The following is a 21,316-nucleotide window of genomic DNA, read 5'->3' on the forward strand; positions in this document are numbered from 1 at the left end:
AGAAGCGCGACCAGCAGCAGCAGACCGAGCAGGCGCCGGCCGAACAGGCCGCTCCAGCCGAGGAACAGCAGCCGCGCAGGAAGAAGCGCGACCAGCAGCAGCAGACCGAGCAGGCGCCGGCCGAACAGGCAGCACCCGCCGAGGAACAGCAGCCGCGCAGGAAGAAGCGCGACCAGCAGCAGCAGACCGAGCAGGCGCCGGCCGAACAGGCCGCTCCAGCCGAGGAACAGCAGCCGCGCAGGAAGAAACGCGACCAGCAGCAAACCGAGCAGGCGCCGGCCGGCCAGGCGGAACCGGCCAACGACAATCAGCCCGGCGAGCAGGCCAAGCCGCGCAAGAAGAACAGGCAGGACCAGCAGGCCCAACCTGAAGTCGCCCCGGCACCGAAGGAGGCTCCCGCTGGAGAGGCGACGGCCCCTGCCGGCGAACAGCCCGCGGCCCAGGGCGAGCAGCCCCAGGACACGACGAAGAAGCGTGTCAGGAAACCTGTTGGCGAGCAGCCGGCCACAGCCGAGCAGCCAGCCACCGGCGAACAACCGGCCAATGGTCAGACGGCAGCACCGGTACAGGGCGAAAACCCGGTGCAAGGCGAAGCACCGGCCGATCCAAACGCCGCTCCCATCCTGGACAGCCAGAAGGACGCCGAGCGCAGAGGCGGCCGCAAGCAGGGCGACAAGATCGTCCCCCAGGATGGCGAGCAGCAGAATGGCGGGCAAAATGCCCAGCAAGGTGGCGATCAGGGCCGCAAGCCGGTGGCTGCTCCCATCGACCAAGGCCCGCCCCCCACCGACGACAGGGCCGCACAGCAGGAGATCAAGCCCGAGAAGATCGCGCCGGTGACCGAGGAAAAGGGCACACGCGTAGAGCGTGCACCCGATGAGAACGTCCGCGACCGCCGGCGTCCGAAAGGCGTCGACGTCGTCAGGGAACTCGGCGACCGCGTCATCCTGCAGTTCAACAACCAGACGTTCGTCGAGAGCAATGACGCCCCGCGCATGACCCGCGGCGCCAGGAACGTCTATTATGAGGATCTCTCGGGCAATCGCACCCGGGAAATCGTCGAGCGTGACAACGGTGTCCAGATCGTCACCATCCGCAACCGCTATGGCGACGTCATCCAGCGTTCGCGCATTGCGCCGGATGGACGCGAATATGTGCTGAGCTATGTCGATGAGCGGCACTATGAGGACGACAGCGACTGGCGCGATCCCGGCGATGATCTGCCGCCGATGCGGCTGACAATCCCGCGCGAGGAGTACATTCTGGACTCCGAGGATGTCCAGGATCCGGACGACTACTACACCTTCCTCGAACAGCCACCGGTGGAGAAGGTCCAGCGCCTCTACTCGATCGACGAGGTCAAACGTTCGGCACGCGTGCGCGACATCGCACGGCGCGTCGATCTCGACACGCTCAACTTCGAATTCGGCTCGGCCTCGATCTCCGACACCGAGGTGCAGAAGCTCGAGGGCGTCGCCACCGCAATGGAGAAGTTGTTGAAGAAGAACCCGGCCGAGACCTTCCTGATCGAAGGTCACACCGACGCCGTCGGCACACCGGAGGCTAACCTGGCCCTTTCCGATCGCCGCGCGGAATCAGTGGCGGAAGCGCTCACCAACGCCTTCGGCATCCCGCCGGAGAACCTGACGACACAGGGTTATGGCGAGGAGTATCTGAAGGTCAATACGTCGGCGCCGAACCGCGAGAACCGGCGCGTTGGCATTCGCCGCATCACGTCGCTGGTGGCACCGGTCGCCAGCAACAATTAGGTCATGATTTCAAAACCATGACCTGGTTTGCGGAATCGGCACGAGAAGCATCCATCCCCGGCACTGCCGGGGGTGGATCAACGCGCCGGGTTCAACAAGAATTGTTCGGGGATTAGACACGGCTCATTGAATCGCGGGCGCAGCCACCCCAGATTCGGCGCTGGGCGTTCCCTGCCCCGTCCCGACTCCAGCGGGACGCATTAAGCCCCGCCGGACGTTGTTCGGCGGGGTTTTTTGTGTTGCAAACGGTGGCGACCTGGCCGAATACGGCCATTGTCCGAGAGATAACCAGCCGGAATCATCCTATGAAGCGTCTCGAACTCGCCATCGAATCGATCATCCTCGCGTCGCGCTGGCTGCTCGTCGTTTTCTATATAGGCCTGGCCCTTGCATTGGCCGTCTATGCGCTGTCCTTCGGCAAGAAGCTTTATGAGTTCATTACCCTGGCGTTCACGCTCGGTGACACCGACACTATCCTCAAGATGCTCGGCCTGATCGATGCCGCGCTGGTTGCCTCGCTGGTGGTGATGGTCATCATCTCGGGCTACGAGAACTTCGTCAGCCGCTTCGACGACCAGGAGGGTGGCGTGCACTGGCTGGGCACCATCGATGTTGGTTCGCTGAAGGTCAAGGTTGCCTCGACCATCGTCGCCATCTCGTCCATCCACCTTTTGCAGGTGTTTTTGAACTCGTCGACCTACACGACCGACCAGTTGATGTGGCTGACCATCATCCACCTCGCCTTCGTCGTCTCGGCCCTCATGCTCGCCTATATCGACCGGCTGATGGGCCTCAGCAAAGGCAAGAAGGATGAGGCGTAAGCAAGCGCCTGCCGGACCTTGAATCATCCCGGCAGGGTTGGCGCCCTATGCTTTGTTTGCGCGAGGCTTTGCCGTGGCTCAGCCACGGCGGATGGCTTAGCTCGACGCTCACAATAACGCGGATCTAGTAGATGCTCTTGATCTTGCTGTCCGTGCGGGCAAACACCTCATCAGGGACAAAGAAATCGCCGGCCAGAGGCCCGGTCGCACCTGGCGCATAGGCTGAAAAATCGCTGACGCCCTCGGCGCGCAGCACCTCCTCGTCGATGTAGAAATTACCTGTTGTCTCGCGCGCGGGGCGCATGAAGATGGCATGCGCGGCGTCGGCCATGATGTCGGGCAAACGGCTCATCGCCGCCACCGTCGCGCCCCCGAGCAGATTGCGCACCGCCGCCGTGTCGATGGTCGAAATCGGCCACAGTGAATTGACGGCGATGCTGTCCTTGGCGAACTCCGCACTCATGCCCAGCGTGCACATCGACATGCCGAACTTGGCCATCGTGTAGGCGACGTGATTCCTGAACCACTTGGCCTTCATGTCGAGCGGCGGCGCCAGATTCAAGATGTGAGCATTTTGCGCCAACTTCAGGTGAGGAATGCACATTTTCGAGACCAGGAAGGTACCGCGCGTGTTGATCTGATGCATCAGATCGTAGCGCTTCATGTCGGTCTCGAGCGTGCCGGTGAGTTGGATGGCGCTGGCATTGTTGACGCAGATGTCGATACCGCCGAATTTCTCCACGGTCCTGGCGACCGCCTCGGCCACTTGTGCCTCCTCACGGATGTCGCACAGCACAGGCAGCGCATTGCCGCCGGCCTGTTCGATCTCTTCAGCCGCCGTATAGATCGTGCCCGGCAGCTTCGGATGCGGGTCGGCGGTCTTGGCCGCGATCGTCACATTGGCGCCGTCACGCGCGGCGCGCAGCGCGATCGCCAGCCCGATGCCGCGCGACCCGCCCGAGATGAACAGCGTCTTTCCCTTGAGCGACATTTTCCCTCCGCCTGCATTGTCTCGCTGCGCGATCCTTGCCTGTGAGGGCCTCGGACATCAAGAGCTTGCTGCGGGAGGCCACGGTGACGTTGCGGAGGCTGTCGTTGGCCAGCACTACAAACCTACTGGATTTATCGACCGCCTAGGTATATATTCTATATGGATAGGTATGATATAGAATGGCGCTATCGATCAAGAATCTGGAAGTCGAGCAACTGGCGCGCGAACTTGCCCGCCGCCGGCGCGTCTCGGTGACGGAGGCCATCCGCCAAAGTCTCGAGCGCGAGGTTGCACGCGAGCGGCTGGTGCCGCGCGACGAAGCCAGCGACCTGTTTCAGCGGTTGATGGCGATCTCCGACAGCGCCGGAAAAATCCCCAAACGCGAAAATGCGATGACCGACGAGGAAATCCTTGGATACGACGAGTTCGGAATCCCGACGAAATGATCATCGATTCCTCGGCCCTGGTCGCCATTCTGCGCGCCGAGCCAGGTCACGAACGTTTCGTGCTGGCGATCACGCAGGCCAAGAGACGCCTGCTGGCCGCGCCAACTTTTCTTGAAACGACGATGGTTCTTGCCGGCGGCAAGCAAGATGAAATCCTGGATCGCCTCGACAGCTTCCTACACACCGCCTCGATCGAGACCGTCGCCTTCACCGCCGATCATGCAGCTGTCGCCCGCCAAGCCTTCCTGCGCTACGGCAAGGGTCGGCACCCGGCGGCGCTGAACTTCGGTGACTGCATCGCCTACGCCACGGCGCGGCTCGAGGCCATGCCGCTCCTGTTCAAGGGTGATGATTTCCACCTCACCGATATCGAGGCGGCGGTGTGATCGGGATCAGACCAGCACCAGCCCTTGGCGCATCGCAATGGCAATCGCATCGGTGCGGTTGGCGGCACCGAGCTTGATCAGGATTGCGGCGACATGAAACTTCGCGGTGTGCACCGAAATGTTGAGCCGCCGCGCGATCACCTTGTTTGGAGCGCCCTCGGCCAGCAGCGCCAACACTTCCGCCTCACGCGGCGACAGCGAAGGCCGGGCGGCATGCTCGTCGGAGGCTTCCTCCTCGAACGGCTCGCCATCGCCGGCGCGGAAATCCTCATGGCGTCCGCTTCCGCGCTCGCCCGAGACGCGATAGCCGGCCGCGGCCAGCCGCGCCGCCGCGGCGATCAACAAATCGTCCGCGCCAGCGGACATCACGGCCAGCACCTCACCGGCGGGCCACTCGCCGCCAGCGCGTCCGGTCAGCAGCACCCGTGGAATGAGGGCCGGCACGCCATCACCAATGCTGTCGTCAACGATGGCGACGTCGGCTCTTCCACCGCCAGCCACGACCGGCAGCAGGTCATCGCTCGCGGCCAGCGATGCCGCCAGGCGCTCGGCGCGTGACGCATCGCCAAGCGCAATCAGCACCACCAGCCGCCGCGAGACGGCACCGTCATGCATGATCCGGTCGCCGGTGAGCGTGTCCATGGATCCTCTCAGCTCAGCGGCTTTTCGCCGATTGTCAGCGCGACATCGCGCTGTTCGCCGCCGCGCACGACACCGAGCGTCACCGAAGCGCCGGCACTGTCGGGTCCGAGCCTGCGGATCAGGTCCCGCGGGCCGTGCACCGCCTCACCGTTCCACGCCACGATGATATCGCCAAGAGAGAGACCGGCGGCCTTCGCGGGACCATCGTCATCGAGACTCATCACCATCGCGCCGTGCGCGTCGCGGTCGCGTACCGGATGCAGGCCGGCGCCGAGATAGCCGCGCGCGACATGGCCCTTTTCGCGCAAGGTCGCGACCGCCCGCTCGATCGTCTCGTAAGGCATGACCAGCGCCCGGTGGCGCGGTCCGAACAACAGCATGCCGATCAGCGCACCCTTGGCGTCGAGAACCGGGCCGCCCTCGAAACGGCCGCCGGCGCCGACGGCAAGATTGATGCGCCGGTCGATGGTGCCGCCGCGCATCGAGCGCCAGGCCGGGCCGACTTCGCCCACCGAGCCTGAAACAGCCAAAGCGGAACCGTCACTGCTGCCGATGGCAATGGCGATGTTGCCCGGCCGCACCGCATCGGCCTTGGCCAACGGCGCGGCGCTGACGGCCTCCGCCGGCTTCAGCAGGGCAACACCGGTAGAAGGGTCGCGGCCAACCAGCTCGGCCTTCACCGTTTCCCCCGAAGCCAACACCAGTTCGATCTCCTCGCCGGCCTCGACAGCCTCTTCAGCGGTGACGAAATAGCCGTCACGCCAGTGGAAGGCGCTTGCCGTGCGGTGATGATGCGTGGCGAAGCCAGCCGTTGCCGGCGCGGCCTTGGCGGCGAGATCGGCGACGGCTTGCGAAAACGCGCTCAGATTGAAATCGCTCATAATGGTCTCCTGGGTTCATCCATGCCCCAGATATCGCTCGACAGCGCGTCCGCGGGTACTCGCCTGACGGCTAGTTGCCGGTTTGACTGGCCATCTGGTCAGGTCGCTGCGGTTCCAGCCGCTCCGCACATATAGTCACGATCAAGCCTGAACACACGGAGCCCTCCCATGGCCCTCGCCGTCGCCAAATTCCAAACCGATGATACGCTGCTCGACGCCTATTCGACGACGGTTGCCGACGCCGTCGACCGCATCGGTCCGGCCGTCTGCCGCATCGAGCGCGTTGGCGGTCAGGGCGGCCATGGCTCCGGCTTCGTCATTGCACCGGACGGGCTGGTCGTTACCAATTTCCACGTCGTCGGCGACGCCAGGACGGTGCGCGTGTCGATGCCGGACGGTGCCTCCCGCGAAGGCCGCGTGCTTGGCCGCGATCCCGACACCGACATCGCGCTGGTGCGCGCCGACGGCAGCTTTGCCGATATCGCACCGTTGGGCGATTCCAAGCGGCTGCGGCGCGGCCAGATCGCCATTGCAATCGGCAATCCTCTGGGCTTCGAATGGACCGTCACCTCGGGCGTCGTCTCTGCGCTCGGCCGCTCGATGCGCGCCTCCACCGGCCGACTGATCGACGACGTTATCCAGACCGACGCAGCGCTCAATCCCGGCAATTCCGGCGGACCGCTGGTGTCGTCGGCCGGCGAGGTCATCGGCGTCAACACCGCCATGATCCATGGCGCGCAAGGCATCGCCTTCGCGGTTGCCTCCAACACCGCCAATTTCGTCATTTCGGAGATCATCCGCTTCGGCCGCGTGCGCCGCGCCTTCATCGGCGTCTCGGCCGACACCGTCAATCTGCCGCGACGCGCTGCCCTGTTGTCGCAAGTCTCGACCAGCACGGCGGTTCGCCTGCGCAGCGTCGAGAAGGACGGCCCGGCGGCCAAGGCCGGCTTGAAGGAGGGCGACATCATCGCCGCAATAGACGGCCGCCCGGTCACCGGCGTCGACGACCTGGTGCGCGTGCTCGACGCCGAGCGCATCGGCCGCGAGACACAATGCACCGTGGTGCGCCGCACCGGCGTCAGCCAGGTGACGGTGACGCCGGTGGCAAGGGCGGGCTGAGGACGGTCACCGTTCCCCAGCCCCCTCGGCGTACTGCGCTAGAAACGCCTCGCTCGGCGGAATCGGCTTGATGACGTCGATCAGCACGCCATTGGGGTCTTTGGTGATGAAATGGCGCTGGCCGAAGGGCTCGTCGCGCAAGGATCGGAGGATCGGCAGGCCGGCGGCAAGGATCCGCTCATAGACCGCGTCCGGGTCGCGAACCTCGAAATTGATCAGCAGGCCCGATGTGCGGCCCCGCCCCTCCTTCGGGATGGTCTCGTGGTCGCCCTGGACGATGCCGAGATTGACGCGTTTGTTGTCCACCGATTGCAGATGCACATACCAGTCGCTTTCAAACAGCGGCTGGAAGCCGAAATGCTCGACATAGAACGCCGTCGTGCCGGCGACGTCGCCGGTCATCAGCACCGGGTAATAGCTCGTCGTCTTCATCTTTCCTTCTCCCGTCAATTAACATACAGTCTGCATGTAAATTGAATTAACATACAGGCTGCATGTATGCAACGCGATTCCGCGCGTCGTTCCAACCGTGACCGTACCGAGGCGACGCGCGCCGACCTGATTGCCGCGGCGCGAAAGCTGTTTACGGAAAAATCCTATGCCGAGACCGGCACGCCGGAGATCGCCGCTGCCGCCGGCGTCACGCGCGGCGCGCTTTACCATCACTTCGCCGACAAGCAGGCGCTGTTTGCCGCCGTGGTCGACCAGGAGGCGGCAGCGGTCGCCGAGGAGATCGAGCGCGCCTCGGCGCCATCACTCAATGCCCGCGACGCACTGATTGCCGGTTCCGACGCCTATCTCACCGCCATGCGCACGCCAGGCCGCACGCGCCTGCTGCTGCTCGACGGCCCGGCCGTGCTTGGCCGCGCCGCCATGGACGCGATCGACAACCGCCATGGCAACCGCTCGCTGCGCGAAGGGCTGGTCGCGGCGATGCGGGCGCAAACGATGACGAGATTGCCGGCCGACGCGCTGACCGCACTGCTCGGTTCCGCCTTCGACCGTGCCGCCCTGGCCATCGAGGCCGGTGCGTCAGCTCAGGACTACCGCGCGGTGCTCATGGCGCTGATCGATGGCCTGTCTCTTCCTCAGGCACCTCGCCCGGTTCGAACTCGTTGAAGCAGCCGAGCTGGCGCTTGAACTGGTCGATCAGCCAGGCGGCCGCTGGCTTAGGGCTGCGATCGTTGCGGTGCATGGCAAACAGCGGCGAACTCACCTCCCTGAAGGATTCGAGGTCGATTTCGACCAGCCGGCCACTCGCCAGGTCGTCTGCTATCAGCCAGCGCGGCAGCCCGCCCCAGCCCAGCCCCTCGCGCATCAGCATATGCTTGGTGCGCACATCCGTCAGCCGCCAGGTACGGTAGGCGAAGACGCCGAAGTCGCGCCCCTTGGTACGCTCCGACTGGTCGGTGACGACAAGCTGCGTGTGTTCGCGCGCATCCTCGATCGCCACCGGCTTCGGCAGCAGGGCCAGCGGATGGCTGGGCGCGGCGGCCAGCACGATCGACATGAAGCCGATGCGCGCGAGATGCACATCGACATCGCCCAGCAGGCCGCCAATGCCAAGGTCGGCCTGCCCGCTGACGACATGATCGGGGATCAGGCCGAGCGTGCCGATATGCAGGCGCAGCATCACGGTCGGAAACTGTACCTCGAATGCCTTCAGCACCCGCACCAGCACCGGCGACGGCAGCGCCGCATCGACCGACAGCGCGACTTCGGCCTCGAGCCCCTGATGGTGGCCGTCGACGCGGGAGCGGATGCGCTGCAGCACGCCGATCATGCGCCGCGCATCCTCCAGCATCGCCCGGCCGATCTCGGTCAATTGCGGCTCGCGCGTGCCCTCGCGCTCGAACAGTTTCAGCCCCAGCTGCACCTCGAGATTGGCGATGCCGTAGCTGATCACGGACTGTGCCCGGTTGAGCTTGCGGCCGGCGGCCGAGAAGCTGCCGGCTTCGGCGACTGTCACAAAGATCTGAAGTTGATCGAGCGTCGGGTTGGGCTGCATCGATATATCTAACTTATAGATGGATCGTATAGAAAATATACCAGTTTATTGAATGGATCGAAAGCCCCATATCTGGTGGGACAAATCATTCCAACCGCTGGAGAGCCCAAAATGTCCATTCTTCTTGTCACCTCAAGCCCGCGGGGCGCCGCCTCGCATTCGACCCGCATCGCTACCGAATTCGCTGAAAAGCTCGTCGCCGCCGATCCGTCGAACACGCTCGTCGTGCGCGACCTCGTCGCCAACCCGCTGCCGCATATCGATGCCGACTACGCCAGCGGCATCTACGTGCCGGCGGAAGCCCGCACTGCGCGCCAGGCTGAAGTCGTCGGCGTCTCCGATGTCGTGCTCGACGAGCTGTTTGCCGCCGACACGGTGATCCTGGCCACAGGCTTCATCAACTTTAACATCTCCTCGACACTGAAGTCCTGGGTCGATCACATCTCTCGTTCCGGCAAGAGCTTTGCCTATGGCGAGAACGGACCCAAGGGTCTCGTCACCGGCAAGAAGGTCTATATCGTGCTGGCTTCGGGCGGCATCTACTCCGAAGGTGCGGCCGTGCAGTTCGATCACGCCATTCCCTACCTGCGCGGCGTGCTCGGCTTCCTCGGCATGACCGATGTCGATGTCATCCGCATCGAAGGCGTCGGCATGGGTCCTGACGCGGTGACCGCAGCGCTCGCCAAGGCGACCGCCAAGGTCGATGCCGTGGTGGCCGCCAGCCAAGGTGTCGCGGCTGCCGCGTAAAGAGCCGAAATTTGTCCGCATCGAAAGGCAGGCGTGCGCGCCTGCCTTTTTCGTTTCTAGCCAATGAGGTACCTTAGCAGACCAGCGGCGCTGATTCCGATCAGCACAGTCGGGAGCATGGAAAGCCGCGTGGCGGCTACCAGCGTAACAGCCAGCGCCAGAATATCCGCCGGGGACTTCGACACGAAGGCCGGTGCGATGACAGAGATCAGCACGCAACCGGGCGCAGCTTCCATCACAGCCGTGGCACGGGCGCCGAGCATGCGGTTGCGCAGGACGACATAGCCGCCGATGCGCGTCAGGTAAGTGACGCCGGCCATCAGCACGATGGTGAAAAGGGTCGTTGCATCGATCATGCATCACCCGCCATCAGCCAGGCCGCGACCAGACCCGACATGGCGCCCGCGGCGACATACCAGGCACCGGGAACGAAGAGATAGACCAGTGCTGCCACGACCAGGCTGACCAGCCAGGGTCGCGCCGCCGCCATACCCGTCCACATGCCGCGCATCAGCACCAGGAAGACAGCCGGGAACGCCATGTCGAAACCATAGGCCCCGACGTCGCCGAGCATCGGACCGAGCAAAGCGCCCAACGTGGTGAAGACCACCCAGGTGAGATACATCGCCAGCGCTGCGCCCATATAGTAGCGCGGGCTGAAGGCCGGCGTGATGCCGGCAGCGGTGCGCTGCCTGGCATCGGCCAGGCCCAGCGCCCAGCTTTCATCGCACATAAAGAAAAGCGCCGGAAACACCTTGCGTCGTGGCAGGTGGCGCAGGAACGGCGCCAGTGCCGCACCCATCAGCAGGTGACGGCTGTTGACCAGGAAGGTGATGGCGACGATGAGCACGACGTGCGGCGGCGACGTCCACAACTGGATCGCCGCGAATTCCGAGCCGCCGGCGAAGTTCAGCCCTGTCATGGCAGACAGTTCGACCGTGCTTAAGCCTTTCTGCGTGGCCTGGGCGCCAAGCACCAGCGCATAGGGGATGGTGCCGAACAGCACCGGCGCGCAGGACGCCACGCCACGGCGGAACTCGGATCCCGAACCATTGCCCGCCGCCTCGACTGCCTGTGAAATGCTCATGCGTCTCCCCTGGCGCGCCTCGCGGCCGCCGCTCCCGGGTTGCTTCTGGACTCTTGTGATGTCGGCCGCAAACATAGCGGCACCGGCTCACAATTTGGTTGCGAAGATTGTTGTGTTTCATCAGAATTTGGCATTTGGCGCTACAAAGCCATAAATAGATGGAATCCAGAGCCATGAAACTTGATGAGATTGACAAGCGGATCTTGCGGGCGCTGCAGCGCGACGGCCGCATGGCCAACAACGATCTGGCCAAAGAGGTCGGCCTGTCGCCCTCGCCTTGCCTGCGGCGCGTGAAGCTGCTGGAGGAGGCCGGTGTCATCGACCGCTACGTCGCAGTGCTGAACCCCGGCAGCATCGGCAAGGGCCTCACCTTCTTCACCCGCATCTGGCTGAAAACGCAGGATGAGGACACGATCGAGCATTTCGCCACCGAAGTCGCCAAGCTGCCGCAGGTGATGGAGTGCTACCTGATGCTCGGCGATTGCGACGCCATGGTGCGCGTGGTGGCGGCCGGCATCGACGATTACCGCCGCTTCCAGTCGGAGCATCTGAGCCGCATCAAGGGCGTGCAGAACGTCAAGACCGACGTCCCCAGCCAGACGATCAAATACACGTCGGAACTGCCGATCTGAGCTGCTGAAAACGGCGTCACGTCAAACTGGATAAAAAATGCAACCGGATTGTAGGATCGAACCCGGTGCCGGCGTCCTTCGGGTGCAAGCAGCGCGCAGTGCTGCCCTTAGGCATGGGAGATTAGAATGAGCCTTTCCTATCGTTGGGTCATCGTCGCCGCTGGCGCGCTGATGTCCTGTGTCGCCATCGGGACGATGTTTTCGCTGGCGATCTTCCTCGAGCCGATGGCGATCGACACCAACTGGTCGCGCGCCGGCATTTCCAGCGCCATGACGCTCAACTTCCTGGTGATGGGCCTTGGTGGCTTCGCCTGGGGCGCGATATCGGACCGTTTTGGCGCCCGCATCGTCGTGATGATCGGCGCGGTGCTGCTCGGGCTGGCGCTGGTGCTGGCCAGCCGCGCCGGTTCGCTGCTGAGCTTCCAGGTCACCTATGGCGTGCTGGTCGGTCTCGCGGCAAGCGCCTTTTTCGCGCCGATGATCGCGCTGACCACAGGCTGGTTCGACACCAACCGCAGCCTTGCCGTCTCACTGGTCTCGGCCGGCATGGGCGTGGCGCCGATGACGATCTCGCCCTTCGCCCGCTGGCTGATCTCCGCCTATGATTGGCGCACCGCCATGTTCGACATCGGCATTACCGCCTGGCTGCTGCTGTTGCCGGCGGTGCTGCTGGTGCGCCAGCCGCCGAAGCCCGTCTTAGTCGACACCGGCTCCGCGCCGGTTGCCGAAGGTGCCGGCCTGACGGTCGGCCAGGCGCTGCGCTCGCCGCAATTCATCGTGCTGGGGCTGACCTTCTTTGCCTGCTGCGCGGCGCATTCCGGGCCGATCTTCCACATGGTCAGCTATGCCATGCTGTGCGGCGTCGCCCCCATGGCAGCGGTCTCGATCTACAGTGTCGAAGGCCTGGCAGGCCTCGGCGGCCGGCTCTTCTACGGCGTGCTGGCCGACAGGCTGGGCGTCAAGCCGGTGCTGATCGCGGGCCTGGCGATCCAGGCGATCGTCATTGCCGCCTATCTGTCGATCAGCCAGCTTGAGCAGTTCTACATGCTGGCCGTTATCTTCGGTGCCACCTATGGCGGTGTCATGCCGCTCTATGCGGTGCTGGCGCGCGAATATTTCGGCCAGCGCATCCTCGGCACCGTGTTCGGCGCCGCCACCATGCTGTCCAGCCTCGGCATGGCGCTGGGACCGCTTGCCGGCGGCATGGTGTTCGACGCCTACGCCAACTATTCCTGGCTGTTCATCGGCTCGGCTCTTATCGGGCTCGGCGCGGTCGGCATCGCCATCGCGTTCCCGCCACTGCCGCGCAGGGAACTGCAGCCGGCTTAGTCGGGTGGATTTCCCAAACCTTGCTGGCCAGGCCTGCAATCAGCCTGGCCCGTTCGGTCCGCCCCGGATCCTGTCTCCTGTTTCATCTGTTTTCCCCCCTTGCGCGGGGCAGTCCACGGACAACATTTGCACCGTGGGATCTCGACTGAGCTCGCACCCTGTTCACACCATTGAGGGCACCCTTATGGCCGAAACATCCGAGTGGAGGAGAAAGCAACAGAATTGTCACAAGCGGCGTCGCCGACGACGATCCGCCGTCTTGCGTTCATTTATCAGGAAACGGTGAGAGGTCTCGCGCAACAGCAGACCCTTGTGGAGAACATGAGCACGCGCCGGCAGCCTTGTCTTTGCCACCGCATTCGCAAACTCATTGCTCGGCGGTGCGGCCCTTTCCAACGGGCTTGGGCTTTGGGACTGGACCGCGGTGGCCCTGCTGTTCGGCATCGGCGGGTTGATCGTCTTCATGCTTTGGCCCTACCACCAATATACATTCCGCTTCGATCCGGAAGAGCTGCTTGATCAATATGTCGACGGCGACAGGCCGACGACGATGTCGGCCATGCGCCGCGCGCTTGCCCTTCGCATCAAGGCGGACATGGCCGGCAACTGGCGAATTATCCAGCGGCTGCGGGTGGCGCTGCAGATTGCGCTGCTGTTTCTGCTGCTCGACATCCTGGCCTGGCTTTTGGCGATCGCAGGCATTTGAGCCGAAGGCGCGTGGCTCCGCCACGGCCAGGCTTGAATGGCAGGCAACGGTCGATGGATCGAAAAGCTCTCTTGAGCATTTAAGCTTTGGCTAATAGTAGCCCCAGGAGAGAACCAATGAAAAAGACGCTGCTCATTTTGAGCCTGCTCATTCCGCTCTCGGCGTGCTCCCGTACCGAACAAGGCGCCGCCGTCGGCGGCTTGGGTGGCGCGGCCGTAGGCGCCGCGGTGGCCGGAGACCCTGTGGAAGGGGCGGTTGTTGGCGGTGCGGTTGGTGCGATAGCAGGGGCCGTCATCGGCCACGCCAGCGAAGCCGGCCAGTGCAGATATCGCGATCGGTACGGCCGGGTTTACGTCGCGCGGTGCCCGAACGGCTACTGATCTCAACGCGTGATCTCCTTCGATCACGCGTTTGCTGGGGGTTAATCAAATGGCCTATCGGATCAAAAAGCTGCTGGGTTTCTTGTGTGCCGTTATCGGCGTTGCCGCGGTGAATGCCGGGGCTTCGGCCGCGCCGGTTGAAGCAAAGACGATTGCCGATCACTTCTCATCGGTGAAATCCATGTCAGGGGATTTCGTGCAATCAGGCCCGAAAGCGGAAAGAAAACACGGCAGGTTTTTTCTCCAACGCCCAGGCAAGATCCGGTTCAACTATGCAGGCCAATCTGGGGTCAGCGTGATCGCGGATGGCAAATCCCTGGTGGTTTATAACAGGAGACTGAAGACATCGCGGCTTTATGCTCTCTCGAAGACGCCGCTTAAGCTGCTGCTCGACAACAAGGTCGACTTCTCCGGCAGTCGCGTCAAAAGCATCAGAGAAGACGGCGCTCAAGTAACCGTCAAGCTGGCCGACAGATCGGCTTTCGGCAATTCGAACATCTCCATGGTGTTCGACAGAAAATCGCTCGATCTGCGCAGATGGAGCCTCACCGACGAGAAGGGACTTACCACGACGGTGACCATCTCAAATGTGAGGCAAGGCGTTCGCGCTCCCGAGGGCACCTTCGTTATCGATTATGCGGCAAACCGTGAATTCAACACCACAACGAAATAGCCGAAACCGCAGCCATAATCACAGCGCCGGAACCAATAGGATCAGCGGCGGTTTAGTCCATGAAGGGACCGGAACCGCAAAGGACGCGGCACAATGATTGAAATTCACAGCATCGAAGCGGCCAACGCCAGACTGCGCATAAGGAGAGCCGAGCGCTCTCTGAAGCGCGCGAATGACTTGCTGGACGAGGAAGGCGGCGTCGCTCTTAACTTGGCATTGTGCGGCCGGATAAGGGCCGCGAGAAGGCATCTGATCGAGGCCAGGACCCGCCTGATGACGATTGATCCCACCAGGACGAGTTGATCGCCGGCGGTCGTACGTCAACCCGGACCGAGAGGTCCATCGTGGCGCAAAGGCCCGCATGGTTAGGCAGTGACCTGCTGGCGGTGATCTACCCAAAAATCCGGTCGCCCTGCTCGTCGACCAGTTGGATGCCCTTCTTGATCGAGATGTCGACGGCGTCGTCGAGCCCGGCGAAGCGGTCGGCGCGGATGAATTTGTGTTCCTTCACCACGCCGTCGATCTCCTTGGAGACGACGCCGCACGTCTGGTACTGGCCATCCGCCTTGTAGGGCGTGGCGCTGATCAGGAAGCCCTTGTGCTCGACCTGCTTGGCCGGCGCTGCGCTCGTTGGCCCAGCCGTTTCGGCTCCGCTGGCGCCACCGCCGAAAAGACGCTTCAGAAAAGACATCGGGCTTCCTCCAACAGCATTCATCCCGCACCATGTAGAGTGACGCGGGATGAATTTCACTATCGGTCCTTGGCCCAGCGGGCAAGGGCTGCGTCCGGTCGGCTGGACGAGCTTACTTGTGCGACAGCGCTTCCAGGGCCTCGGCGGCGGCTTCGAGGATGGCGATCGCCTCGGCCTGCTTGTCGGCCGGGGCGTCGACGAAGTCACCCAGAGCCGCGCGCAGCCGGTGGCGGACTGCGCGGAATTCGTCGCGCGCTTCCGAACGATCCCCGCGGCCACCCCGGCCGCCACGACGCCCGCCCTCTTCGCTCTCGTCGTTCCAGCCGAACCAGTCGCGCGCCTTGGCCATTTTACGGCCGAAGCGCTCGAGATGGTCGAGCACGCCATCGATCATCTCGCGGTTGTCGGCGAGATGCGCCTGGCCAGCTTCGGTGATCGAAAACACCTTCTTGTTGCCGTCGGCGGCGGAGGCGGCATAGCCGGCCTCTTCCAGGAAGGTCAGCGTCGGGTAGACCACGCCGGGGCTCGGGCTGTAGATGCCGCTGGTGCGTTCCTCCAACGCCTTGATGATGTCGTAGCCGTGGCGCGGGGCCTCGGCCAGCAGCGACAGCGTGATCAGCTTGAGGTCGCCGTCGGCCAACATGCGCCCGGCGCGGAACATGTCGCCCGGGCCGCCCCGCCCGCCACCGCGACCGCCGTGCCCGAACGGGCCAAAACCGCCGCCCCCTCTGCTACCAAATTTGCCGCCGAATTTGCCGGCCATGTGCATGAACATGCGCTCGCCGAAATGATTGTTCCCAAAATGTTTGTGCATTGATTGCTCCTTGAGTTGTATCTTACGATATATCTTAATTATGCGAGCCAATCGAGAGAGTCAAGATATATCTTACGATGTATCTGAATGCGGCGCCAGAGGCTTGCTTTCACCGGAACGTACCGCTAGAAGTCCCGCGAGCGCCTCGGCTGCTCCGTAAGCGTCTGACGTCAAGCAACGCATCCAACCCCGGTCTTTCCGGGCAATTTTGCCGGTCACCGGCGAATGGATGCCAAAAGCGACGGACCGGATACTTCAGGGAACTCTCAAAATGACTGCAAGACATCAGCGCAGGAAGCTGCCTGCGCGCTATGCCGCTGTTCTTAGCCCGCTGGTGCTGTCGCTGTTGATGACCTTCATCGTCTCGTTCATCTCGACGTTGAAAAGCCTTGGCTTCCACCCCGAGCTGCCGTCCATCTGGCTGACCGCCTGGGGGCTGTCCTGGCTGGTGGCGTTTCCGACGCTGCTGCTGGTGCTGCCGGTGGTACGCCGCATCGTCGGCGCGCTCTGCGAGCCGGCCAGCCGATAACTCGCACGAAAAAAGGTCCGGAGATGTCCTCCGGACCTTTGCGCTTCTGGTCATTAATCACGAAGCGCTACCAGCGACCCTTGCGCCGGTTCCAGGCATAGAGAAGGTCGGCGAAACGATCATAGGCAAAGCGTGTCAGCGGCAAGACAACCGGATTGCCGAACACCATCGCCAGCCAGCCCTCGCCCGGCGTGACCTTCCACACGGCGATGGCAACGTCGGCGCCGACCAGCAGCCTGCCCGCCACGTCGGTGGCGTGCAGCCGGCGGCGGATATCCTCAAGCGACGCGCCATGCCCGGCAAGCGCTGCCGGTTCAAAATTGATGTCTCGGAACTCGATCCGCCCGGCCTTGACCGCTTCGATCAGCCGCCGCTTCTGCCTGCTTATGCCGGCATCGCAGACCGGGCAGCGCGTGTTGTACCAGACGGTCAGCATTTATCCGTGGCCATGCCTGTGGTGCAGGTCGGGATAATGCGGATGCCGGTGTCGCATTGGGGCATGCCGGTGCCAATGAGAATGCGGCTCGCTTACCGGCCCGTCATGATGGTGCTGGTGGTGTTCGTCATGCACATGGCTGTGCTCATGCTCCAGTTCCTCATGGTCGTGCTCATGCTCATGGCGCTCCGACAGATGCAGCCACAGGCCAACACCCATCAGAAGTCCGGCGGCCGCAAGCTTGAGCGTGACGGCGTCACCCAGGATGGCGATTGCCAGCAGCGCGCCGATGAAGGGAGCGAGCGAGTAATAGGCCCCTGTCCGGGCGGTACCCAGATGACGCAGCGCCACGATGAACATCACCAGGCTGACCCCAATGCCGAAGAAACCGACTGCCGCGGTCGCTGCAATGACCGACGCCCGGGGAAACAAGGCCCCGCCGGCAAGCGCCAGCCCGACATTGACGACACCCGCCACCAGCCCTTTGAGCATGGCGATCACCACCGGATCGGTGGCGGAGATCCTGCGCGTGAAATTGTTGTCGATCCCCCAGGCCAGACAAGCTCCTGCCACCAGCAGGGCGCCACGGTTGAAGGCTACGCCCTCACCTTGCCACGACAGAAGAACGGCGCCCGCCAGAATGGCGAACGCGCCGAAAAGCAGGCGCCGGTCGACATTCTCGCGATAGACGAGCCAGGCGATCGCCATCGTCGCCAGCCCTTCCAGGTTGAGCAGCAGCGCCGAACTGGACGCCGTGTTGAGGGTCAAGCCGAACATCAGCAGCACCGGCGCGATGATGCCGCCCATGCCGATCGCCAGCGCCAGCCAGGGAATATTCCCAGCGGTCAGTTGCGCCTCCCCGGCCGCGGCCTGCCTGCCCCGAAGCAGGCGGTACAGAGCCAGCCCGAGACCGGCACCGAGATAGAGCAGCCCGGCCAGCATGAAGGGATTGACGCCATTGAGCAGCAGCTTGCTGAGCGGCGGCGCCGCCCCGAACAGGGCGGCCGAGCCAAGCGCGAGTGGCACGCCGGGCCACAGATGCGAATGGGAATGCGGTTCGGACATGATCTCACCCTATGATGGCAGGTGTGTCACTTGCGGCGCATGGCAGCCTTCGGCCCGACGCACTTGTTGTCGCGAAACAGCGCCCACTCCTCGCAAAGGCGCCCATTGGGCAAGCCGCAGAATCCATATTCATTACCGGCCTTGTCCTTCCTGATCACCAGGCGCCCGCCGATCTCGCCACAATGGACGGACGCCGGATTGGCCATGCCGACCGGTTTTTGCGCGCCGGCGCCGGCGGAAAACGGCAGCGACGACAAAGCGGCAAAGCTGGCGACCAATATCGAAACCTTCTTCATCGCGATCTCCCCGGCCGCATTCTATCACGGCGAAGCGCCCCGTCTTGCGGCAAAGCGCCACCAGGCCGGCACCAACCAGCGACTTCGAGAAACCCTGCCGATTCCTTCACCCGAGCGAGGTGATGATCTCGCGGTAGGCTAATTCGGGAAAGGCCTTCAGCGTCCGCGTCCTGACATTGCCCGCTGCCGCCAGCATCAGCGAGAAGCGCGCCAGCACCGCGTCGTCGGGGGCTTCGACCACAGCCACCATATCGTATTCGCCCATGGTCAGGTAGAACCCCTTGAACGATCCGCCCATGTCTCCCAGTTGCCTCCTGGCGGCGTCGAGCCGCTTCGGTGACTCGCGTACGTTCCTGGCACCTTGCTCCGTCCAGTTCATCAGCACGATGTAGCTTGTCATGGCACACCTCCCTCCGGGGCCACGGAGCACGGCGGCTTCGCCGGGGCGGGCATCCGGGTTGTCGCCCAGAAAATGCATCCGACACCGAAATTATCCTCCCGAAGGGCCTCGCCCGCAAGAGTGCGTCCCACAACAAAAAAGGGCGCCATCGGCGCCCTTGAACTCTTTGCATCGGTAAGTCTCAGCTATCCAGGAAGCTGCGCAGCTTGCGCGACCTGCTCGGGTGCTTGAGCTTGCGCAGCGCCTTGGCTTCGATCTGACGAATGCGCTCGCGGGTGACAGAGAACTGCTGGCCGACTTCTTCCAGCGTGTGGTCGGTGTTCATGCCGATACCGAAGCGCATTCTGAGCACACGCTCCTCGCGCGGCGTTAGGGAGGCCAGCACGCGCGTGGTGGTCTCGCGCAGATTGGCCTGGATCGCCGCGTCGATCGGCAGGATCGCCATTTTGTCCTCGATGAAATCGCCCAGATGCGAATCCTCCTCGTCGCCGACCGGCGTTTCGAGCGAGATCGGCTCCTTGGCGATCTTCAAGACCTTGCGCACCTTTTCGAGCGGCATGGCAAGCTTTTCGGCCAGTTCCTCCGGCGTCGGCTCGCGGCCGATCTCGTGCAGCATCTGGCGCGAGGTGCGCACGATCTTGTTGATCGTCTCGATCATGTGCACCGGAATGCGGATGGTACGCGCCTGATCGGCGATCGAACGCGTGATCGCCTGTCGGATCCACCATGTCGCGTAGGTCGAGAACTTGTAGCCGCGGCGATATTCGAACTTATCGACCGCCTTCATCAGGCCGATATTGCCTTCCTGGATCAGGTCGAGGAACTGCAGGCCGCGATTGGTGTACTTCTTGGCGATGGAGATGACGAGGCGCAGATTGGCTTCGACCATTTCCTTCTTGGCGATCGCCGCTTCGCGCTCGCCCTTCTGCACCTGGTTGACGATCTTGCGGAATTCCAGGATCGAGATCGCCGTTTCGGTGGCGAGGTTCTGGATCTCGGCGCGCAGGTCCTTGATCGCATCCTTCTCGTTCTTGGTGAATTCCTTCCAGCCGCGCGATGTCAGATTGCCGATCGAGCGCGTCCAGTTCGGGTCGAGCTCGGAACCCTGATATTCCTTCAGGAACTCTTCGCGGCGCACGCCGTAGCTTTCGGCCAGCCTGAGCAGCTTGCCTTCGTTCTGCACCAGGCGCTTGTTGATGTCGTAGAGCTGCTCGACCAGCGCCTCGATGCGCGCCGTGTTGAGCGACAGCGACTTCACCGCCTTGATCAACTGGTCCTTGAGCTCCTTCAGCCGGCGGTCCTGGCTGGGCGACAGTGTGCCCGCGGCGGCGAGCCTGTTCTCGACCTGCTGGTCCTGCAGCTTGCGCAGCTTTTTGTAGGTGTCGGCGATAACGTCGAGCGTCTCCATCACCTGCGGGCGGAGTTCCGCTTCCATCGCGGCCAGCGACAGGCTGGCTTCGTCCTCGTCTTCGTCGTCGTCGTCCGTCAGCCCACGCGTATCGGCGCCGACATTGGTGATGTCGTCTTCGTCCTCGCGCGAACGGCGCGGCTTGTCCTCGACCTTGGCTTCCTCGACGCGCTCGACCACCGGCGCCTGCTTGGCCTCGGGGCCGGCATAGGTGGCTTCGAGATCGATGATCTCGCGCAGCAGGATCTTGGATTCGTTGAGTTCGTCGCGCCAGATGATGATGGCCTGGAAAGTCAGCGGGCTTTCGCACAGGCCGGCGATCATCGTCTCGCGGCCGGCCTCGATGCGCTTGGCGATGGCAATTTCGCCCTCGCGCGACAAGAGCTCCACCGAGCCCATCTCGCGCAGATACATGCGCACCGGATCGTCGGTGCGATCGGTCGGTTCTTTCTTGGTGGTGGTGGCGGCGACCGCGGTGCCGGTCTGCTCGGCCAGCTCGTTGGCGTCTTCCTCGGCATCGGCCGCGGTGTCGGTGGCCTCGGGCTCCTCGCCCTGCTCGTCGTCCTCGACCACGTTGATGCCCATGTCGGACAGCATCGCCATCGTGTCCTCGATCTGCTCGGAGGTCACTTCCTCCGAGGGCAGCACCGAATTCAGCTCGTCCATGGTGACATAGCCGCGCTTCTTGGCGGCCTTGATCATCTTCTTGACAGCATCATCGGAAAGGTCGAGCAGAGGGCCATCGGTGGCGCCTTCGCGTTCGGTTTCGACCTCTTCCTTTTCCTTTGTCGCCATAGTCTTTATCTTCTCCTAGCGGCCGAACTTCAAAGCCGCGTAAGCTGTCGGACCAGTCAAATCGGATGCGCTCGCTTATGAAACGCGCTTCACCGGGCCAGTAACTGCATCAACTCGTTTCGTTTGGTGTATGTCGTTGCCCAAATCGGGTTTCCCCTTTTGGGCGACATGCATTAAGTCCAGATTAACCCTGATATCTGTGGCAGGCGGGCTGCCTGTCCAGTGACCAGTACCTCACATCGCTTATTTCCCGTCGACGCGGGTT

General features: G+C 63.3%; 28 protein-coding genes. 14 read left to right on the plus strand and 14 right to left on the minus strand.

The features are described 5' to 3' along the window. Both NKJ04_RS20770 and NKJ04_RS20775 read left to right on the plus strand, forming a co-directional pair. Nucleotides 1–1,769: OmpA family protein (locus tag NKJ04_RS20770; protein ID WP_352677267.1), on the plus strand; the 1,769-nt coding region annotated here is incomplete at its 5' end. Between the two features lie 305 nt (nucleotides 1,770–2,074). After that, the gene (locus tag NKJ04_RS20775) at nucleotides 2,075–2,590 is read left to right on the plus strand and encodes a TIGR00645 family protein (protein WP_023809644.1); all 516 of its coding nucleotides are present in this window, start codon (nucleotides 2,075–2,077) and stop codon (nucleotides 2,588–2,590) included. Between the two features lie 124 nt (nucleotides 2,591–2,714). Here NKJ04_RS20775 and NKJ04_RS20780 read toward each other — a convergent pair whose 3' ends face one another. Further along, complete coding sequence (locus NKJ04_RS20780) at nucleotides 2,715–3,581, minus strand: SDR family oxidoreductase (protein WP_023809645.1); 867 nt, start codon at nucleotides 3,579–3,581, stop codon at nucleotides 2,715–2,717. A 179-nt stretch (nucleotides 3,582–3,760) separates the two neighbouring features. Here NKJ04_RS20780 and NKJ04_RS20785 point away from each other — a divergent pair, with 179 nt between their 5' ends. Together NKJ04_RS20785 and NKJ04_RS20790 are read left to right on the plus strand one after the other, a co-directional pair. Further along, nucleotides 3,761–4,027 carry a type II toxin-antitoxin system VapB family antitoxin gene (locus tag NKJ04_RS20785; RefSeq protein ID WP_352677268.1) on the plus strand — a complete coding sequence of 89 codons (267 nt, stop codon included), beginning with the start codon at nucleotides 3,761–3,763 and terminating at the stop codon, nucleotides 4,025–4,027. Then, complete coding sequence (locus NKJ04_RS20790) at nucleotides 4,024–4,413, plus strand: type II toxin-antitoxin system VapC family toxin (RefSeq protein ID WP_352555774.1); 390 nt, start codon at nucleotides 4,024–4,026, stop codon at nucleotides 4,411–4,413. The genes NKJ04_RS20785 and NKJ04_RS20790 overlap by 4 nt, the downstream gene beginning before the upstream one ends. Nucleotides 4,414–4,419: 6 nt before the next feature. On the opposite strand, the gene NKJ04_RS20795 is transcribed toward NKJ04_RS20790, so the two are convergent. Further along, on the minus strand, nucleotides 4,420–5,055 hold the full coding sequence (locus NKJ04_RS20795; RefSeq protein WP_352440467.1) for a helix-turn-helix transcriptional regulator: 636 nt from the start codon (nucleotides 5,053–5,055) through the stop codon (nucleotides 4,420–4,422). Between the two features lie 8 nt (nucleotides 5,056–5,063). After that, complete coding sequence (locus tag NKJ04_RS20800) at nucleotides 5,064–5,936, minus strand: S1C family serine protease (protein WP_352440466.1); 873 nt, start codon at nucleotides 5,934–5,936, stop codon at nucleotides 5,064–5,066. Between the two features lie 168 nt (nucleotides 5,937–6,104). On the opposite strand from NKJ04_RS20800, the gene NKJ04_RS20805 reads away from it, so the two are divergent. Further along, the gene (locus NKJ04_RS20805; RefSeq protein ID WP_023809650.1) at nucleotides 6,105–7,055 is read left to right on the plus strand and encodes a S1C family serine protease; all 951 of its coding nucleotides are present in this window, start codon (nucleotides 6,105–6,107) and stop codon (nucleotides 7,053–7,055) included. A 6-nt stretch (nucleotides 7,056–7,061) separates the two neighbouring features. Here NKJ04_RS20805 and NKJ04_RS20810 read toward each other — a convergent pair whose 3' ends face one another. Beyond that, nucleotides 7,062–7,487, minus strand: a complete 426-nt coding sequence (locus NKJ04_RS20810) for a VOC family protein (RefSeq protein ID WP_352677269.1) — start codon at nucleotides 7,485–7,487, stop codon at nucleotides 7,062–7,064. A gap of 66 nt (nucleotides 7,488–7,553) precedes the next feature. On the opposite strand from NKJ04_RS20810, the gene NKJ04_RS20815 reads away from it, so the two are divergent. Next, entirely contained in the window at nucleotides 7,554–8,174 is a 621-nt protein-coding gene (locus NKJ04_RS20815; RefSeq protein ID WP_352677270.1) for a TetR/AcrR family transcriptional regulator, read from the plus strand. Here NKJ04_RS20815 and NKJ04_RS20820 read toward each other — a convergent pair. Further along, the gene (locus NKJ04_RS20820) at nucleotides 8,113–9,063 is read right to left on the minus strand and encodes a LysR family transcriptional regulator (RefSeq protein WP_352613124.1); all 951 of its coding nucleotides are present in this window, start codon (nucleotides 9,061–9,063) and stop codon (nucleotides 8,113–8,115) included. The two genes, NKJ04_RS20815 and NKJ04_RS20820, sit on opposite strands and share 62 nt — an antisense overlap. 111 nt (nucleotides 9,064–9,174) lie before the next feature. Between NKJ04_RS20820 and NKJ04_RS20825 the strand changes: the two genes are divergently transcribed. Further along, nucleotides 9,175–9,810 (plus strand): FMN-dependent NADH-azoreductase, encoded by a 636-nt coding sequence (locus NKJ04_RS20825; protein WP_023809654.1) that lies wholly within the window; start codon nucleotides 9,175–9,177, stop codon nucleotides 9,808–9,810. 56 nt (nucleotides 9,811–9,866) lie between these two features. Here NKJ04_RS20825 and NKJ04_RS20830 read toward each other — a convergent pair whose 3' ends face one another. Both NKJ04_RS20830 and NKJ04_RS20835 read right to left on the minus strand, forming a co-directional pair. Then, complete coding sequence (locus NKJ04_RS20830; protein WP_352677271.1) at nucleotides 9,867–10,166, minus strand: AzlD family protein; 300 nt, start codon at nucleotides 10,164–10,166, stop codon at nucleotides 9,867–9,869. Continuing rightward, nucleotides 10,163–10,897 carry an AzlC family ABC transporter permease gene (locus NKJ04_RS20835; RefSeq protein WP_352677272.1) on the minus strand — a complete coding sequence of 245 codons (735 nt, stop codon included), beginning with the start codon at nucleotides 10,895–10,897 and terminating at the stop codon, nucleotides 10,163–10,165. The genes NKJ04_RS20830 and NKJ04_RS20835 overlap by 4 nt, the downstream gene beginning before the upstream one ends. 173 nt (nucleotides 10,898–11,070) lie before the next feature. Here NKJ04_RS20835 and NKJ04_RS20840 point away from each other — a divergent pair, with 173 nt between their 5' ends. The 6 genes from NKJ04_RS20840 to NKJ04_RS20865 all read left to right on the plus strand — a co-directional run bounded on the left by NKJ04_RS20840 (nucleotide 11,071) and on the right by NKJ04_RS20865 (nucleotide 14,920). Continuing rightward, a complete protein-coding gene (locus NKJ04_RS20840; RefSeq protein ID WP_352677273.1) occupies nucleotides 11,071–11,529 on the plus strand; it encodes an Lrp/AsnC family transcriptional regulator in 459 nt (152 codons plus the stop codon). Nucleotides 11,530–11,655: 126 nt separating this feature from the next. After that, entirely contained in the window at nucleotides 11,656–12,858 is a 1,203-nt protein-coding gene (locus tag NKJ04_RS20845) for an MFS transporter (protein ID WP_352677274.1), read from the plus strand. A gap of 370 nt (nucleotides 12,859–13,228) precedes the next feature. Continuing rightward, a complete protein-coding gene (locus tag NKJ04_RS20850) occupies nucleotides 13,229–13,564 on the plus strand; it encodes a hypothetical protein (protein WP_352677275.1) in 336 nt (111 codons plus the stop codon). A 116-nt stretch (nucleotides 13,565–13,680) separates the two neighbouring features. After that, nucleotides 13,681–13,944, plus strand: coding sequence for a YMGG-like glycine zipper-containing protein (locus tag NKJ04_RS20855; RefSeq protein ID WP_127297410.1), 264 nt, complete (start codon nucleotides 13,681–13,683; stop codon nucleotides 13,942–13,944). 49 nt (nucleotides 13,945–13,993) lie between these two features. Next, complete coding sequence (locus NKJ04_RS20860; protein ID WP_128305484.1) at nucleotides 13,994–14,617, plus strand: outer-membrane lipoprotein carrier protein LolA; 624 nt, start codon at nucleotides 13,994–13,996, stop codon at nucleotides 14,615–14,617. A gap of 93 nt (nucleotides 14,618–14,710) precedes the next feature. Then, nucleotides 14,711–14,920, plus strand: a complete 210-nt coding sequence (locus tag NKJ04_RS20865; protein WP_023809661.1) for a hypothetical protein — start codon at nucleotides 14,711–14,713, stop codon at nucleotides 14,918–14,920. A gap of 88 nt (nucleotides 14,921–15,008) precedes the next feature. Here the strand turns inward: NKJ04_RS20865 and NKJ04_RS20870 are convergent, their stop codons facing one another. Together NKJ04_RS20870 and NKJ04_RS20875 are read right to left on the minus strand one after the other, a co-directional pair. Next, on the minus strand, nucleotides 15,009–15,308 hold the full coding sequence (locus NKJ04_RS20870) for an HlyU family transcriptional regulator (protein WP_127268097.1): 300 nt from the start codon (nucleotides 15,306–15,308) through the stop codon (nucleotides 15,009–15,011). A gap of 112 nt (nucleotides 15,309–15,420) precedes the next feature. Further along, nucleotides 15,421–16,122 carry a PadR family transcriptional regulator gene (locus NKJ04_RS20875; RefSeq protein WP_128305486.1) on the minus strand — a complete coding sequence of 234 codons (702 nt, stop codon included), beginning with the start codon at nucleotides 16,120–16,122 and terminating at the stop codon, nucleotides 15,421–15,423. Between the two features lie 271 nt (nucleotides 16,123–16,393). Between NKJ04_RS20875 and NKJ04_RS20880 the strand changes: the two genes are divergently transcribed. Beyond that, complete coding sequence (locus NKJ04_RS20880) at nucleotides 16,394–16,651, plus strand: DUF2798 domain-containing protein (protein ID WP_023809663.1); 258 nt, start codon at nucleotides 16,394–16,396, stop codon at nucleotides 16,649–16,651. Nucleotides 16,652–16,718: 67 nt separating this feature from the next. Here the strand turns inward: NKJ04_RS20880 and NKJ04_RS20885 are convergent, their stop codons facing one another. From NKJ04_RS20885 to rpoD, 5 genes are all read right to left on the minus strand, one after another. Further along, nucleotides 16,719–17,087, minus strand: coding sequence for a thiol-disulfide oxidoreductase DCC family protein (locus NKJ04_RS20885; protein WP_023809664.1), 369 nt, complete (start codon nucleotides 17,085–17,087; stop codon nucleotides 16,719–16,721). Further along, nucleotides 17,088–18,152 carry a DMT family transporter gene (locus NKJ04_RS20890; RefSeq protein ID WP_352677276.1) on the minus strand — a complete coding sequence of 355 codons (1,065 nt, stop codon included), beginning with the start codon at nucleotides 18,150–18,152 and terminating at the stop codon, nucleotides 17,088–17,090. A 26-nt stretch (nucleotides 18,153–18,178) separates the two neighbouring features. Then, complete coding sequence (locus tag NKJ04_RS20895; protein ID WP_352555750.1) at nucleotides 18,179–18,448, minus strand: putative hemolysin; 270 nt, start codon at nucleotides 18,446–18,448, stop codon at nucleotides 18,179–18,181. 106 nt (nucleotides 18,449–18,554) lie between these two features. After that, entirely contained in the window at nucleotides 18,555–18,848 is a 294-nt protein-coding gene (locus NKJ04_RS20900; protein WP_352555748.1) for a GYD domain-containing protein, read from the minus strand. Nucleotides 18,849–19,029: 181 nt separating this feature from the next. Next, nucleotides 19,030–21,051, minus strand: coding sequence for an RNA polymerase sigma factor RpoD (gene rpoD / locus NKJ04_RS20905; protein ID WP_224701125.1), 2,022 nt, complete (start codon nucleotides 21,049–21,051; stop codon nucleotides 19,030–19,032). Nucleotides 21,052–21,316 lie beyond the last annotated feature (265 nt).

The sequence above is a fragment of the Mesorhizobium sp. M0618 genome (assembly GCF_040320765.1).
Classification (GTDB): Bacteria; Pseudomonadota; Alphaproteobacteria; order Rhizobiales; family Rhizobiaceae; genus Mesorhizobium.

Bases quoted from the DNA above. Each gene is read 5' to 3' on its own strand.
- NKJ04_RS20890 (WP_352677276.1), bottom strand. From the start codon at position 18,152: ATGTCCGAACCGCATTCCCATTCGCATCTGTGGCCCGGCGTGCCACTC.
- NKJ04_RS20800 (WP_352440466.1), bottom strand. From the start codon at position 5,936: ATGAGCGATTTCAATCTGAGCGCGTTTTCGCAAGCCGTCGCCGATCTC.
- NKJ04_RS20860 (WP_128305484.1), top strand. From the start codon at position 13,994: ATGGCCTATCGGATCAAAAAGCTGCTGGGTTTCTTGTGTGCCGTTATC.
- NKJ04_RS20775 (WP_023809644.1), top strand. From the start codon at position 2,075: ATGAAGCGTCTCGAACTCGCCATCGAATCGATCATCCTCGCGTCGCGC.
- NKJ04_RS20785 (WP_352677268.1), top strand. From the start codon at position 3,761: ATGGCGCTATCGATCAAGAATCTGGAAGTCGAGCAACTGGCGCGCGAA.
- NKJ04_RS20820 (WP_352613124.1), bottom strand. From the start codon at position 9,063: ATGCAGCCCAACCCGACGCTCGATCAACTTCAGATCTTTGTGACAGTC.
- rpoD (WP_224701125.1), bottom strand. From the start codon at position 21,051: ATGGCGACAAAGGAAAAGGAAGAGGTCGAAACCGAACGCGAAGGCGCC.
- NKJ04_RS20830 (WP_352677271.1), bottom strand. From the start codon at position 10,166: ATGATCGATGCAACGACCCTTTTCACCATCGTGCTGATGGCCGGCGTC.
- NKJ04_RS20880 (WP_023809663.1), top strand. From the start codon at position 16,394: ATGACTGCAAGACATCAGCGCAGGAAGCTGCCTGCGCGCTATGCCGCT.
- NKJ04_RS20835 (WP_352677272.1), bottom strand. From the start codon at position 10,897: ATGAGCATTTCACAGGCAGTCGAGGCGGCGGGCAATGGTTCGGGATCC.
- NKJ04_RS20885 (WP_023809664.1), bottom strand. From the start codon at position 17,087: ATGCTGACCGTCTGGTACAACACGCGCTGCCCGGTCTGCGATGCCGGC.
- NKJ04_RS20805 (WP_023809650.1), top strand. From the start codon at position 6,105: ATGGCCCTCGCCGTCGCCAAATTCCAAACCGATGATACGCTGCTCGAC.
- NKJ04_RS20810 (WP_352677269.1), bottom strand. From the start codon at position 7,487: ATGAAGACGACGAGCTATTACCCGGTGCTGATGACCGGCGACGTCGCC.
- NKJ04_RS20825 (WP_023809654.1), top strand. From the start codon at position 9,175: ATGTCCATTCTTCTTGTCACCTCAAGCCCGCGGGGCGCCGCCTCGCAT.
- NKJ04_RS20870 (WP_127268097.1), bottom strand. From the start codon at position 15,308: ATGTCTTTTCTGAAGCGTCTTTTCGGCGGTGGCGCCAGCGGAGCCGAA.
- NKJ04_RS20845 (WP_352677274.1), top strand. From the start codon at position 11,656: ATGAGCCTTTCCTATCGTTGGGTCATCGTCGCCGCTGGCGCGCTGATG.
- NKJ04_RS20875 (WP_128305486.1), bottom strand. From the start codon at position 16,122: ATGCACAAACATTTTGGGAACAATCATTTCGGCGAGCGCATGTTCATG.
- NKJ04_RS20780 (WP_023809645.1), bottom strand. From the start codon at position 3,581: ATGTCGCTCAAGGGAAAGACGCTGTTCATCTCGGGCGGGTCGCGCGGC.
- NKJ04_RS20900 (WP_352555748.1), bottom strand. From the start codon at position 18,848: ATGACAAGCTACATCGTGCTGATGAACTGGACGGAGCAAGGTGCCAGG.
- NKJ04_RS20895 (WP_352555750.1), bottom strand. From the start codon at position 18,448: ATGAAGAAGGTTTCGATATTGGTCGCCAGCTTTGCCGCTTTGTCGTCG.
- NKJ04_RS20815 (WP_352677270.1), top strand. From the start codon at position 7,554: ATGCAACGCGATTCCGCGCGTCGTTCCAACCGTGACCGTACCGAGGCG.
- NKJ04_RS20855 (WP_127297410.1), top strand. From the start codon at position 13,681: ATGAAAAAGACGCTGCTCATTTTGAGCCTGCTCATTCCGCTCTCGGCG.
- NKJ04_RS20865 (WP_023809661.1), top strand. From the start codon at position 14,711: ATGATTGAAATTCACAGCATCGAAGCGGCCAACGCCAGACTGCGCATA.
- NKJ04_RS20840 (WP_352677273.1), top strand. From the start codon at position 11,071: ATGAAACTTGATGAGATTGACAAGCGGATCTTGCGGGCGCTGCAGCGC.
- NKJ04_RS20795 (WP_352440467.1), bottom strand. From the start codon at position 5,055: ATGGACACGCTCACCGGCGACCGGATCATGCATGACGGTGCCGTCTCG.
- NKJ04_RS20790 (WP_352555774.1), top strand. From the start codon at position 4,024: ATGATCATCGATTCCTCGGCCCTGGTCGCCATTCTGCGCGCCGAGCCA.